Origin of the sequence: Micrococcus sp. KRD012 (assembly GCF_017168555.1) — a bacterium.
In the GTDB taxonomy this organism is placed as follows: domain Bacteria; phylum Actinomycetota; class Actinomycetes; order Actinomycetales; family Micrococcaceae; genus Micrococcus; species Micrococcus luteus.
Window position 1 is genome coordinate 23952 of record NZ_JABFBB010000021.1, and the last position, 13468, is coordinate 37419.

Genomic DNA, 13468 nt, shown 5'->3' on the forward strand with positions numbered 1-13468 from the left:
TATCGTGGGTCGCATGCGACACGCGAAGATCATCGCCACCTTTGGGCCCGCCACCGACTCCGACGAGACCACCCGCGCCATCATCCGCGCGGGGGCGGACGTCGTCCGCCTCAACATGAGCCACGGCGACCACGCGGTGCATGAGACGTCCTACGAGCGGGTGCGTCGGCTGAGCGTGGAGGAGCGGCGCCCGGTCGCGATCTTCGCGGACCTCCAGGGCCCCAAGATCCGCCTCGGCCGCTTCACCGACGGCCCGCATCTGCTCGAGAGGGGCGATCGGATCACCATCACCACCCGGGACGTGCCCGGGACCCGCGAGCTGGTCGGCACCACCCACAAGGGGCTGCCCGGGGACGTCGCCCCCGGTGACGTGCTCCTGGTGGACGACGGCAAGGTGCGCCTGCGCGCCGTCGAGGTCACGGACACGGACGTGCTGGCCGAGGTCGAGGTGCCGGGCATGGTCTCGGACAACAAGGGGATCAACCTGCCCGGCGTGGCGGTGAACGTGCCGGCCCTGTCCGAGAAGGACGAGCGGGACCTGCGCTGGGCGCTGCGCACCGGCGTGGACATGGTGGCGCTGTCCTTCGTGCGGGACGCCGCGGACGTGGACCGGGTGCACGAGATCATGGACGAGGAGGAGCGCCGGGTCCCGGTCATCGCCAAGATCGAGAAGCCCCAGGCGGTGGAGAACCTCGAGGCCATCGTGGACGCGTTCGACGCCATCATGGTGGCCCGCGGCGACCTCGGCGTGGAGCTGCCGCTCGAGGACGTGCCCGTGGTGCAGAAGCGCGCAGTGGACCTCGCCCGCCGCTGGGCGAAGCCGGTCATCGTGGCCACGCAGGTGCTCGAGTCGATGATCGACAGCCCGCGCCCGACGCGCGCCGAGGCCTCGGACTGCGCCAACGCCGTGCTCGACGGCGCGGACGCCGTCATGCTCTCGGGCGAGACCTCGGTGGGCGCGTATCCGGTCGAGACGGTCCAGACGATGGCCCGGATCATCGAGTCCACCGAGACCCACGGCCTCGAGCTCATCCACCCGCTCGGCTCGCGTCCCCGCACGCGCGGCGGCGCGATCACCCGGGCCGCCGTCGAGGTCGCGAACCAGCTCGAGATCCCGTTCCTCGCCACGTTCACCGAGTCCGGCGACTCGGCCCGTCGGCTCAGTCGCCTGCGGCCGCGTCAGCCGATCTACGCGTTCACCCACCACGAGCACACGCACAACATCCTGTGCCTGACCTGGGGCGTCTACCCGAAGATGGTCCCGTTCCAGGACTCCACGGACAAGATGACCCTCCAGGTGGAGCAGTCGCTCACATCGGAGGGCATCGCCCAGCACGGCGACCTCGTGGTCATCGCCGCCGGGTCCCCTCCCGGGGCCGTGGGCTCCACGAACACGCTGCGCGTGCACCGCGTGGGCGACGACGCCGCGGGCGGCTCGTCCGCCGCCTCGCCGCAGACGCGCGAGCCGGTCGGCTTCTGGCCGGCCCGCTCCCCGCTCTGACGAGCGCGCGGGCGCCGCTCAGCCGACCTGGTCGATGACGGCCTGCGCGACCTCCCGCATGGTCAGGCGCCGGTCCATGGAGGTCTTCTGGATCCAGCGGAAGGACTCGGCCTCGGTCAGGCGCATCCGCTCCTGGAGCAGCGCCTTGGCCCGGTCCACGATCTTGCGGGTCTCCAGGCGGTCGCCCAGGTCCCGCACCTCGGCCTCGAGGCTGCGCAGCTCGTCGAAGCGGGCCACGGCCAGTTCGATGGCGGGGACCAGGTCGGCCTCGGTGAAGGGCTTGACCACGTAGGCCATGGCCCCGGCGGTCCGGGCGCGCTCCACCAGCTCGCGCTGGCTGAAGGCGGTCAGCATGACCACGGGGGCGAGCCGTTCCCCGGCGATCTCGCCCGCAGCCGCGATGCCGTCCATCACGGGCATCTTCACGTCCATCACCACGATGTCCGGGCGGTGCTCGCGCACGGCCTCGACGGCGGCGCGGCCGTCGCCGGCCTCGGCGACCACCCGGTAGCCCGCCCCGGTGAGCACCTCCACCAGGTCGAGGCGGATGAGGGTCTCGTCCTCGGCGACGACGGCCCGCAGGCCGGTCTCCTCGGGAGGCGTCAGCGTGGACACGGCAGCTCCTTCGCGCGGGCCGGGACGGCGTCGGTGCGGCGCCGCTGGTGGTCCACCAGGCTACCGTGCGCGATGAGTGCGGCGCGGGCGCGGCGGCGGTGACCCCCCGCCGGAAGGCCGGGGACGCCGGGTCGGGGCGCTGATAGGGTGATCGAGTCCCGCCTCCGGGCGGCACTGCCCGAATGGTGGAATCGGTAGACACGCCGCACTCAAAATGCGGTGCCGAGAGGCGTGTGGGTTCGAGTCCCACTTCGGGCACCGTCGGCGCGCGGCCACCCGCCGTGGGCGCCGTGTCCGTGACCGATCGACCCGAGATGAGTGGTGTCCTGTGCTCCTGACCAGCCTCCTGCTGACCCTCCTCTCGGTGGTGGCGGCCGTCCCGGCCTCCCGGGCGCTGGGCAGGGACGCGGGCTGGGTCCTGGCCGCACCCCTGCTGGCCGCGGCCGGCGTGCTGATCGCGGCGTGGACGGGCGACGTCCGGACGGAGCACCATCCGTGGATCCCCGCGGTCGGGGTGGACCTCGACCTCCGGCTGAACGGCCTGGCCCTGGTGTTCGCCATGATCGTCCTCGTCATCGGCGCCGCGATCCTCGCCTACTCCAGCCGGTACCTCAGTCGGGACCGCACGGAGAGCCGACCCGGCTCCTTCTACCTGCTGATGACCGCGTTCGCGGCGTCGATGCTGCTGCTGGTGCTCGCCGACAACATCGTGGTCCTCTTCGTCGCGTGGGAGTTCACCTCCTTCACCTCCTTCTTCCTCATCGGGCGCTCGGGGGACCATGCTCGCGACCCCGCGATCCGGACCCTGCTCGTGACCGTGGGCGGCGGCCTCGCGCTGCTGGCCGCCGTCGCCCTCATGGCCGTGCGGACCGGCACTGCCTCGCTGTCCGGGGTGTTGGCCTCGGACGTGTGGTCCGAGGCGGGCTTCACCACCACGGTCGCCGTCCTGCTGGCGGTGGCCGCGTTCACCAAGTCCGCCCAGTTCCCGTTCCAGGCGTGGCTGCCGGACTCCATGGTGGCCATCTCCCCGGTCTCCGCCTACCTGCACGCCGCGGCGATGGTCAAGGCCGGCATCTTCCTGCTGCTGGTGTTCAGCCCGGTCCTGGCCGGGAACCCGGTGTGGTCCGCGCTGTTGATCGGCTCGGGCCTCATCACGGCCCTGCTGGGCGCCGTCTCCGCGATCCGTCGCCACGACCTCAAGGGTCTGCTGGCCTACTCCACGATGAGCCAGTTGGGCCTGCTGGTGACCGCCATCGGCATCGGCACCCCCGTCGCGCTTACCGCGGCGATCGTGCACACCGTGGCGCACGCGCTGTTCAAGTCGGCGCTGTTCATGCTGATCGGCGTGGTCGACCACGAGGCCGGCACCCGCGACCTGCGAGAGCTCGCGGCCCGCCACGTGCGCATGCCGGTCACCGGCACGGCGATCGCCGTCGCCGCCCTGTCGATGGCGGGCATCCCGCCGCTGTTCGGCTTCATCTCCAAGGAGGGCCTGGTCGAGGCCGCTCTCGGGACCCCCGGTCCCGCATGGCTCCCCGTCCTCGTCACCGCCGGCATCGCCCTGACCTCCGTGTTCACCGTGGCCTACTCCGGCCGTCTCGTGCTCGGCGCCCTGGGCCTCTGGGGTCCAAGCCCGGACGGGGCCGCCCATTCGTGGCCGACCGGCCGGGAGGACGAGGTCCACGAGGCTCCTGCCACCTTCTGGGGCGTGCCCGTGCTGGCCGCGGCCGCGGGCGTGGCCCTGGGCCTGCTGCCCGGTGTGCTGGACACCCCCGTCTCCTACGCGGCCGAGGCCGCCTCCGGCGCGGAGGTGCACGCGCACCTGGCGCTGTGGCACGGCGTGAACACGGCCCTGCTCGTCTCCGCCGCCATCATCGTGCTCGGTCTGCTGCTGGTGGCCTTGCGCCGCCCGGTGGAGCGCGTGGCCTCCCACGCCGCCCTGCCGTTCTCCGCCCTGGATGCGGTGGACGAGGTTCGGCACCGGCTGATCGGCGTCGGCGCGGTCGTCTCGCGCGCCTCCGGCACCCTGGCTCCCCGCCCCCACCTCCTCATCCCCGCCCTGGTCCTGGGGCTCCTCGCCGTGGCCGGTGTCGCCACGATCGAGGATTTGCCCGCCGTCGTCGGCCAGCCCTCGCGCTGGCACGACTGGGTGCTGGTCGTCCTGGTGGGTGCCGGCGTGATCGCCACCATCCGCGCCAAGACGCGCATCGCCGCCATGGTGGTGGTCGGCGTCGTAGGGTTCGGCATGACCCTGTGGTTCCTCACCCTCGGCGCCGTGGACGTGGCCCTGACCCAGCTGATGGTCGAGGTGCTCACGGTGTGCGTCATGGTGCTGCTGCTGCGCCGCCTGCCCGCCCGCTTCAGCGACGAGCCGACCCCGCGCAGGATGCAGGCGGTCCTCGCCGCCTCCGTCGCCGGCGTCGCCGCGACCCTGGGCGTGCTCGCGTTCACCGGCCGCTCCAGCATGTCGGAGATCGCCCACTTCTACCTGACCCAGAGCTATGCCCAGGCTGGGGGGACCAACGTGGTGAACGTGATCCTCGTGGACTTCCGCGCCGTGGACACGTGGGGCGAGATGACCGTGCTCGGGGCGACGGCGCTGACCATCGCGGCCCTGTTGCTCAACCGTCGGCCGACGCCTCCACAGCCCTCCGCCGTGGACATGCGCTCCCCACTCGCCCACGTGCGCGAGAACCTCGTCCACATCCGGGTGTTCGGCCGTGTCTTCGGCGTGCTGATCATCCTGCTGTCCGCGTTCCTGCTGCTGCGCGGGCACTACGAGCCCGGCGGCGGCTTCATCGCCGCACTGGTCGCCGGTGCCGGCTACGCCCTGCTCTACCTGGCCGCCGACTCGGACACGGCCCCGGAGTTGCGGTGGCCGTACCTGGCCTTCATCGGCTCGGGCATCGCCGTCGGCACCGCGACGGGGATCGTCGGTTACCTCACCGGCAAGGGCTTCCTCGGAGCCGCGGGAGTGAAGGTCCTGGACTACGGGCTCTCCACCACGCTCGCGTTCGACATGGGCGTGTACCTGGCCGTGATCGGCCTGATCGTGGCCGCGTTCTCCCTGCTCGGCCCCGAGCGGCCGGGTGAGGACCCGCTCCGCGCCTCGAGCCGTGACCCCGGCGTCGCGCCGGCGGCCCCGTCCTCCGATCCCTCGGCCTCGACCACCACGACTGCACGAGAGGAGGTCACCCGATGACCGTCGCCCTTACCGTGGGACTTCTGACCTTCGGCGCGTTCTACCTGTTCTCCAAGCGCGAGCTGCTGCGCGTGATCCTCGGCATGGTCCTGCTGGGCCACGCCGCCAACCTGGCCATCATCGCCGCGGGCGGCACCGACCGCCGCGGGCTGCCCTTCGCGGGGACCTCAGACGTCGAGGTGCAGGCCGATGCCCTGCCGCAGGCCTTCGTCCTGACCGCTATCGTGATCGCCTTCGCGATCACCGTGCTGCTGCTCGCGCTGGCCGTCACCGGGCGCGCGGACGACGCGGTGGCCTCGCCGGGGGAGACCCGCGACTCCCTGGAGCAGGCCGCCGCCGACGCACGCTTCCCGCGCGAGGAGCGGCACGCCGCGGCCGGCCGGATCGCGCAGCACTACGCCGGCCAGGGCCCGGAGGTGCGTCGATGAGCGCCGTCCCGCTGGGCCAGCTGCTGCCCCTCTTCGCCGCCGTCCCGCTGCTGTCCGCCGGTCTGCTCGTGCTGGCGGGGGAGCGTCCCCGCCTCCACCGGGCAGTCCTGTTCGCGGTGCTCGGACTCGTCACCACCGGCGGGCTGGCCCTGGGCGTCCACGCCCTCGACGGGTCCGTGCTCGCCACCTCGCTGGGCGGCTGGCCCGGGGGCATCGGGATCGGCTTCGCAGCGGACATGCTGTCCGCCCTGATGCTCGTGCTCACGAGCGCCCTCACGATCGTGGGCGCGGCGTTCGCCTACGGCTCCCGCGTCGCTAACTCCCAGTTCTTCGCCCCGCTGCTCCTGATCCTCATCGGCGGAGTCAACGGCGCCCTGCTGACGGCGGACCTGTTCAACCTGTTCGTGTTCATCGAGGTCATGTTGGTGCCCAGCTACGGCCTCTACGTCCTCTCCGCCAACCGCCGTGAGCCCCTGCGCCGAGTGGACGGGGCGCGGCTGTACGTCACCCTCAACCTGCTAACCTCCACGATCCTCCTGGTCGGCGTCGGCTTCGTCTACGGGCTGACCGGCTCGGTGAACCTCGCGATGCTCGCCGGGTCCGCCGCGGCGGACCCACGCATCGCGATCGCCGCGGGCATGGTGCTGTTCGCACTGTCCATCAAGGCCTCGGTGGCCCCGCTGCACGGCTGGCTGGCCTGGGCGTACTCCTCGACCTCCCCGGCGGTGACGGCCCTCTTCGCCGCCCTGCACACCAAGGTCGCCGTGTACGGGCTCTACCGGATCTACTCCGTCATGTACGACGGCGATGCGCGTCTGCTGCCGCTCATCCTGGTCCTGTCCCTCGCCACCCTCGTGGTGGGTGCGCTCGCCTCGGTCGGTGAGCACGGTGTGCGCGCCGTGTTGTCGTGGCAGATGGTGAGCGGCATCGGCGGCATCCTCGTCGGACTCGGGCTCTCCACGCGCCTGGGTCTCGCGGCGGGCCTGTTCTACCTCGTGCACCACATGGTGGCGATGGGCTGCCTCCTGATGGCGGCCGGCGCGATCGAGGTGCGCTACGGCACCGGCCGTCTCGCGGACCTGCAGGGCCTGGCCCGGCGCGAGCCGCTGATCGCCGTCGCCTTCTTCGTGGGCCTGCTCTCCCTGGTCGGCATCCCGCCCTTCTCCGGGTTCGTGGGCAAGCTCATGCTCGTCAGCGCCGGCCTGGACGCCGGCCGCGGTGTCACCGCTGCGCTGGTGCTGGGCGCCTCCCTGGTGAGCCTGTGGGCTCTGCTGCGGGTGTGGGACGCCTGGTTCTGGGGCGCTCCGACGGCCCCACACGGGCACCGCGAGCGCCTGGCCACCGCGGCCATGCCCATCGTGGGCCGGGCGGGCTCCGTGCCGTCGCCCTCTGGCCGCGGCTCGAGCACCGACCACGAGCGCACCGAGTCGTGGGCCTCGCAGGAAACCCTCGATCCGCCCACGGGCGTGCTGCCGGTGACCGTGGATCCGGACGAGGACGTCACGCGCTCCCGCATCCCAGGCCGGCTGGCCGCCCCCGCCGTCGTCCTAGCTATGGCCACCCTCGCCCTCGGGCTCGGCGGTCAGGCCCTGTGGACCGTCACCGACCTCGCGGCTCAGGGCCTGATGGACCCCAGCAGGTACATCGAGGCGGTGCTCAACCCATGAGCACCGCACTCCCGCAGCCTCCGGAAGGAGACGCCCCCATGCACACCGTCGCCCCCGCCGACGGGACCGTCGACCTGGCGCCCGGCACGGCCTCCGCCGTGTCCTGGCCTTGGCGGTGGCTCGTGTTCTGGTGCTGGTACGCGTGGGCCCTGGTGACCTCTTCGAAGGCGGTCATCAAGGACCTCGTCACCCCCGGCGTCCAGGCGCGCTCGGGCATCGCCCGCGTGCGCAGCAACTGCCGCACGGACGCCGAGGTCACCCTGCTCTCGGCGCTGATCACCCTGACGCCCGGCACGTTGACGCTGGGCACCCGGCGTGCCGGCGCCGTCGGTGACGAGGACGGTGACCCGGACGCGCGGCGCCTGCTCTACGTGCACGGCCTGTACGCTGACGACGCCGACGCCCTGCGCGCGGAGATCCACGACATGGAGGCGCGCATGCTCCACGCGATGCGGAAGACGGGGGTGGCATGATGCCCTTCGCCTACGACTGGTCCCTGGTGGGGATCGACCTGGCCATCGCGCTGCTGACCGTGTCGGCGCTCGTGTCCGCGTACCGGATCGTGGTGGGCCCGCTCGACGCGGACCGCGCGGTCTCGGGCGACCTGCTCACGTTCAGCGTGCTCGGGATGCTCGTGCTGTTCGGCGTCCGGGCGGACAACCCGTGGACGTTCGACTTGGTCCTGATCGCCGCGGTCGTGGCCTTCCTGTCCGGCATGTCCCTGGCCCGCGCGCTCACGCGCGGCAAGCGTTGAGGAGGTCGCACCCGTGGACGTCGTCCTGACCGCCGCCGGCTCCGTGCTCGTGGTGATCGGAGCCCTTGCGTTCGTCACCGCGGGACTCGGTCTGATCCGGTTCCCCGACCCCTACACCCGCGTCTCCGCCGTGGGCACCGCCGGCGGCGTCGGGATGATCCTGATCGTGGTGGGCGCCCTGCTACTGGCCCCGGGGGTGGCCGCGTTCGTGAAGGTGGCCCTGATCCTGGTGCTGCAGCTGGGCTCGGCCTCGGTGGCCACCATGGCCCTGGGCCGCTCGGCCTACCTCACTGGGGTGCCCATGAATCCGGGGCACTACGACGAGCTCGCCGAGGATACCCCCGGCCGCGAGGGTGGCCGAGCGGCCCCGCGCCTTCCGGACATGGACTGAGGCACGGGCCGGCCCGCCCGGGCGGCGTGCCTCAGCGCGCGTCGAGGAGCATGTTCGTCATGCGCACGGTCGAGAGCCGCCGGCCCTGCTCGTCCGTCATCACCACCTCATGGGTGACGAGGGTGCCGCCCAGGTGGACGGCGGTCGCGGTGCCGGTCACGAGGCCCGAGCGGACGGCCCGGTGGTGCGTGGCGCTGATCTCGACCCCGACGACGTTGCGGTCCGGCCCGGCGTGGATCTTCGCGGCCATCGAGCCCAGGGACTCGGCGAGGACGAGGTGGGCGCCGCCGTGCAGCAGCCCGACGGGCTGCTCGTTGCCCGCCACGGGCAGCGTGGCGACGGCGCGCTCGGCCGTGAGCTCGAGGAAGCGCAGACCCATCTTCTGGGCGAGGGGGCTGATCGCCGCGCCGCCGAGGGCGGTGACAAGCTCGGGCGTCAGACCGGCCTCGGCGCAGGCCGCCTCCAGCTCGGCGGGGCTCAGCTCGGGGGTGACGCCGGGGCGGTACACGCGCTCGGAGGCGGCGGGGGTGGTCTCGGTGTGCTCACTCATGAGCACTAGGCTGGCACACGCGACCGGCGCGCCCCGCGCCGCGCGCCGAGAGGAGACGTGAGCACCCATGGCGGCAGATCCGACCCCAGAGGCCCCGCAGCGGCTGCTGGTCCTGGACGGACACTCGATGGCGTTCCGCGCGTTCTACGCGCTGCCCGCCGAGAACTTCGCCACGGACACGGGCCAGCACACGAACGCCGTGTACGGCTTCACCGCCATGCTCCTGACCATGATCCGGCAGCAGCGGCCCACGCACGTGGCCGTGGCGTTCGACCTCTCCGGGCCCACGTTCCGCTCCGAGGAGTACGGTGAGTACAAGGCGGGCCGCTCCGAGACGCCCGCGGAGTTCGCGGGCCAGATCGAGCTGACCGTGAAGGTCATGGAGGCCCTGGGCATCCCCACGCTCACGCTGGAGGGCTACGAGGCCGACGACATCGTGGCCACGCTGTCCGCGCGCGCCGAGGAGGCGGGGTGGGAGGCCGTCGTCGTCTCCGGTGACAGGGACGCGTTCCAGCTCATCTCCGAGCGCACCACCGTGCTCTACCCCAAGAAGGGCGTCTCCGACATCCCGCCGATGGACGCGGACGCCGTCATGGCCAAGTACGGGGTCGCCCCCGCCCAGTACCCCGAGCTCGCGGCCCTCGTCGGCGAGGCCGCGGACAACCTGCCCGGCGTCCCCGGCGTCGGTCCCGGGTTCGCCGCGAAATGGCTGAAGCAGTACGGGGACCTCGACGGCGTGCTCGCACACGCGCACGAGATCACGGGCAAGAAGGGGGAGGCGCTGCGCGAGCATCTCGAGGACGTGCGCCGCAACCGCCGCCTCAACGCCCTCGTGCGCGACCTCGACCTGCCGATCGGGCTCGAGGCGATGCGGCTCGAGATGCCCGAGCGCGAGCCCGTGGAGGAGCTGTTCGACGCGCTGCAGTTCAACCGCATCCGGGAGCGCGTGTTCGAGGTGTTCGGCGAGCGGGTGGGCGAGGACGCGCCGCCCCCCGAGGTCGAGGCCGCCCCGGAGTTCACCGAGGCGACGACGGCCGAGGACGTGCGATCCTTCCTCGCCGCCGAGGCCGGCAACCTGCTCGGCGTCCACGTGGACGTCGAGGGCCCGGCCCTGCTGCCCCGCCGCAAGGTGCCCGTGCCCGGCACGTTCGGCACGCCCGTCGGCGTCGCGCTGGTGGGCGAGCACGCGGGCCTGCACGTCACCCTCGACGGCGACGCCCCGGACCCGGCGCTGGTGGCCGCCGTGCGCGAGGCCCTGGGCGAGGGCGGACTGGCCAAGGCCGTGCACGACCTCAAGCGCACGCTCAAGGCGCTGGCCGCGCCCACCGAGGGCGACGGGCTCGGCCCGGACGCGGCCCTGGACGGCGTGGTGGACGACGTGCTGCTCTCGGCCTACCTGATCCAGCCGGACCGGCGGGACACCTCGCTCGAGGCGCTGGCGGAGGCGCATCTGCACACCCCCCTCACCGCCCCGCGCGAGCCCGCGCAGCAGCGGGCGCAGGGGACGTTCGACCTCGACGGCGGGCAGGCCGCCGCCGAACGCGCGGACCGCGCCGCGGACGCCGTGCGGGCCGCCTGGGTGGTGCGCCGTCTCTCCACCCAGTTCACGCCCCAGGTGCTCGACCGCGGGGCCCAGCGGCTGCTGCAAGAGCTCGAGATCCCGCTCTCGCGGCTGCTCGCCCGGATGGAGCTGACCGGCATCGCCGTCGACGTCGACGCCCTGACCGGCCTGCGCGAGGACTTCACCGACGCCGCCGACGCCGCCAAGGAGTCCGCGTGGGCGTCCGTCGCGGAGGAGACCGGCGGGATGCAGGTCAACCTCGGCTCGCCCAAGCAGCTGCAGGAGGTGCTGTTCGAGCGGCTCAACATGCCGCGCACGCGCAAGACGAAGACCGGCTACTCCACGGACGTGGACTCGCTGCAGGACCTGCTCGAGCAGACCCGGCACCCGTTCCTCGAGAACCTGATGGCCCACCGTGACGCCACGAAGCTCCGGCAGACCGTGGAGGGGCTGCTCGAGACCGTCGCCCCGGACGGCCGCATCCACACCACCTACTCGCAGACCGCCGCCGCCACGGGCCGGCTGTCTTCGCTGCACCCGAACCTCCAGAACATCCCGGTGCGCACCGAGGCGGGCCGCCGCATCCGTGAGGTGTTCGTGGCGGACGAGGTGGCCGGCGAGCAGGCCGTGCTGCTCTCGGCCGACTACTCCCAGATCGAGATGCGCATCATGGCGCACCTGTCCGAGGACGAGGGGCTGATCCAGGCCTTCCGCGAGGGCGAGGACCTGCACTCGTTCGTCGGCTCGCAGGTGTTCGGCGTGGACCCGGACGACGTCACCGCCGAGCAGCGCGCCAAGGTGAAGGCGATGAGCTACGGCCTGGCCTACGGGCTGTCCTCCTTCGGGCTGTCCAAGCAGCTGAAGATCTCGGTGGACGAGGCGCGCGGCCTCATGAAGGGCTACTTCGACCGCTTCGGCGGCGTGCGCGACTACCTGCGCGACGTCGTCGCGCAGGCCCGACAGGACGGGTACACCTCGACGATCGAGGGGCGCCGCCGCTACCTCCCGGACCTCAGCTCGGACAACCGTCAGCTGCGGGACATGGCCGAGCGCGCCGCGCTCAACGCCCCCATCCAGGGCTCGGCCGCGGACATCATCAAGCGCGCGATGCTCGACGTGCAGGCCGGCCTCGAGGAGCACGGGCTGGCCTCGCGCCTGCTGCTGCAGGTCCACGACGAGCTCATCCTCGAGGTCCCGGCCGCCGAGCTCGACAAGGCCACGGCGCTCCTGAAGGAGCGGATGGGCCGGGCCGCCGAGCTCTCCGTGCCGCTCGACGTGCACGTCGGCCAGGGAAGGAGCTGGCATGACGCCGCACACTGACGCGCCGGAGGGTCCGTCGCTGCGGCGGCTGGCCGACGCCGCCGAGGACCGGCTCGGCGAGCACGGCCTCGCGCTGCGCGACCTCGGGGTCCTCGGCCCCGAGGACCCCGCCGCATCGCACTTCGCGGCCGCGGTCGAACGGGGCTTCTACGAGACGGTGCCCACGGGCGCCGCGCTCCGCCAGCAGCTCGAGGCCCACGCGGCCGACGGACGGCGCCGGCTCGGCGTCTACGCGCCGGGGGACGACCCGGCGGCCCGCCGCCCCGCCGCCACCTTCGAGGACTTCGTGCAGCCGCTGACCACGTGGCCCGGCCGCACCGTCGACGCCTGGCTGATCACCGACGTGACCGTCTCGCCGGACGCCCGCCGGCGCGGCGTGCTGCGGGCCATGATGCTCAGGTCCCTCGCGGACGCCCGCGACGCCGGCCTGTGCGCGGCCGCCCTGACCGCGACCGAGGCCGCCATCTACGGCCGCTTCGGCTTCGGGGCCGCCACCCGGTGGCACGCCGTGCGGATCGACGTCTCGGGCGCCCCCGCGTTCACGGGCGCCCCGGCCGGCGGGCGGGTCACGGTCGAGGAGCCGCGGGAGATCCCCGGCCTCGTGGACGAGCTGTACGGGCGGGTGCTGCCGGCCACCCCGGGCTCGGTCCAGCGGACCTCGTTCAGCGTGCCTCGCTGGGAGGACCGCGAGGCGAGTCGGAACGAGGGGCGCGGCTCGGGGCTGTACGCGGCGGTCCACCGCGACGACGACGGGCGGGTCCAGGGCGTCGCGCTGTATCGGTTCGAGGGCTGGGAGAAGGAGCCGCCCACGATCACCGTCACCGCGTTCCTCGCGGCGACCGCCGACGCGCGGCGCGGGCTCGTCCACCACCTGGCCCGGCTGGACCTGGTCGAGCGGATCGAGTGGGGCCGCGCACCCGAGCCCGGTTGGCTCGAGGCGCTCTTCGTCGACGAGCGGCGGGTGAGCCGGCACCGCGGCTCCGACGACCTGTACCTGCGGGTCCTGAACCTGCCCGCCGCCATGGCGGCCCGTGGCTGGGCGGGCGACGGGGAGGTCGTCGTCGCCGTCGAGGACGCGCTCGGCGCGATCGACGGGACGTGGCGGCTCACCGTCCGCCAGGGGCGCGGCGCCGCCGAGCGGCTGGGCCCCGCGGCCGACGCCGTCCGCATGGGCGCGGGGCTCCGGCTCGACGCGGCCCGGTTCTCCGCGCTCTGGCTCGGCGGGCACTCCCGCGGGGCCGGCGCCGCGGTGCTGGCGGAGGCCGGTGTCGTGGCGGAGCTGCGGGCCGGCGCGGCGGAGGCGTTCGACGGGCTTGTGCGACCCAGCCGACCCCTGCACACCCTCGTCGGCTTCTGATACGCTGGACGAGCACATTCGTGCGCGTTTGATACATGTCCATCACGACCCACGCCGGGTGGGGCCCCTCTGGTGCCCGGATGCCGCCCACCGGCGGCATCGATCCCGACGTGACCCCCGAT

11 protein-coding genes and 1 tRNA gene are annotated in these 13468 nt (G+C 73.0%); 10 read left to right on the forward strand and 2 right to left on the reverse strand.

Features of this window, described 5'->3' with window-relative positions; genetic code table 11:
* The first annotated feature begins 13 nt into the window (after positions 1-13).
* Positions 14-1501 (forward strand): pyruvate kinase, encoded by a 1488-nt coding sequence (gene pyk / locus J1M37_RS08735; protein WP_010078753.1) that lies wholly within the window; start codon positions 14-16, stop codon positions 1499-1501.
* 18 nt (positions 1502-1519) lie between these two features.
* On the opposite strand, the gene J1M37_RS08740 is transcribed toward pyk, so the two are convergent.
* The gene (locus J1M37_RS08740) at positions 1520-2116 is read right to left on the reverse strand and encodes an ANTAR domain-containing response regulator (protein WP_010078752.1); all 597 of its coding nucleotides are present in this window, start codon (positions 2114-2116) and stop codon (positions 1520-1522) included.
* Between the two features lie 176 nt (positions 2117-2292).
* On the opposite strand from J1M37_RS08740, the gene J1M37_RS08745 reads away from it, so the two are divergent.
* The 7 genes from J1M37_RS08745 (at position 2293) to J1M37_RS08775 (ending at position 8558) form a co-directional block, all read left to right on the forward strand.
* A tRNA-Leu gene (locus tag J1M37_RS08745) sits at positions 2293-2374 on the forward strand.
* Between the two features lie 70 nt (positions 2375-2444).
* Positions 2445-5318: a DUF4040 family protein gene (locus J1M37_RS08750; protein WP_206452448.1), complete on the forward strand. Its 2874-nt coding sequence runs from the start codon at positions 2445-2447 to the stop codon at positions 5316-5318.
* A complete protein-coding gene (locus J1M37_RS08755) occupies positions 5315-5746 on the forward strand; it encodes a cation:proton antiporter subunit C (protein ID WP_010078750.1) in 432 nt (143 codons plus the stop codon). Before J1M37_RS08750 ends, J1M37_RS08755 begins: the two co-directional genes overlap by 4 nt.
* Positions 5743-7413, forward strand: coding sequence for a monovalent cation/H+ antiporter subunit D family protein (locus J1M37_RS08760; RefSeq protein WP_010078749.1), 1671 nt, complete (start codon positions 5743-5745; stop codon positions 7411-7413). Before J1M37_RS08755 ends, J1M37_RS08760 begins: the two co-directional genes overlap by 4 nt.
* 38 nt (positions 7414-7451) lie before the next feature.
* On the forward strand, positions 7452-7886 hold the full coding sequence (locus J1M37_RS08765) for a Na+/H+ antiporter subunit E (protein WP_010078748.1): 435 nt from the start codon (positions 7452-7454) through the stop codon (positions 7884-7886).
* On the forward strand, positions 7883-8167 hold the full coding sequence (locus tag J1M37_RS08770; protein WP_010078747.1) for a monovalent cation/H+ antiporter complex subunit F: 285 nt from the start codon (positions 7883-7885) through the stop codon (positions 8165-8167). The genes J1M37_RS08765 and J1M37_RS08770 overlap by 4 nt, the downstream gene beginning before the upstream one ends.
* A 13-nt stretch (positions 8168-8180) precedes the next feature.
* Positions 8181-8558, forward strand: a complete 378-nt coding sequence (locus tag J1M37_RS08775; protein ID WP_041102700.1) for a cation:proton antiporter — start codon at positions 8181-8183, stop codon at positions 8556-8558.
* Positions 8559-8589: 31 nt separating this feature from the next.
* Here J1M37_RS08775 and J1M37_RS08780 read toward each other — a convergent pair whose 3' ends face one another.
* Positions 8590-9108, reverse strand: a complete 519-nt coding sequence (locus J1M37_RS08780; RefSeq protein WP_127435055.1) for a PaaI family thioesterase — start codon at positions 9106-9108, stop codon at positions 8590-8592.
* A 67-nt stretch (positions 9109-9175) separates the two neighbouring features.
* Here J1M37_RS08780 and polA point away from each other — a divergent pair, with 67 nt between their 5' ends.
* Positions 9176-11989 carry a DNA polymerase I gene (gene polA / locus J1M37_RS08785; RefSeq protein ID WP_044658964.1) on the forward strand — a complete coding sequence of 938 codons (2814 nt, stop codon included), beginning with the start codon at positions 9176-9178 and terminating at the stop codon, positions 11987-11989.
* On the forward strand, positions 11973-13346 hold the full coding sequence (locus tag J1M37_RS08790; RefSeq protein ID WP_134377160.1) for a GNAT family N-acetyltransferase: 1374 nt from the start codon (positions 11973-11975) through the stop codon (positions 13344-13346). Before polA ends, J1M37_RS08790 begins: the two co-directional genes overlap by 17 nt.
* Positions 13347-13468 lie beyond the last annotated feature (122 nt).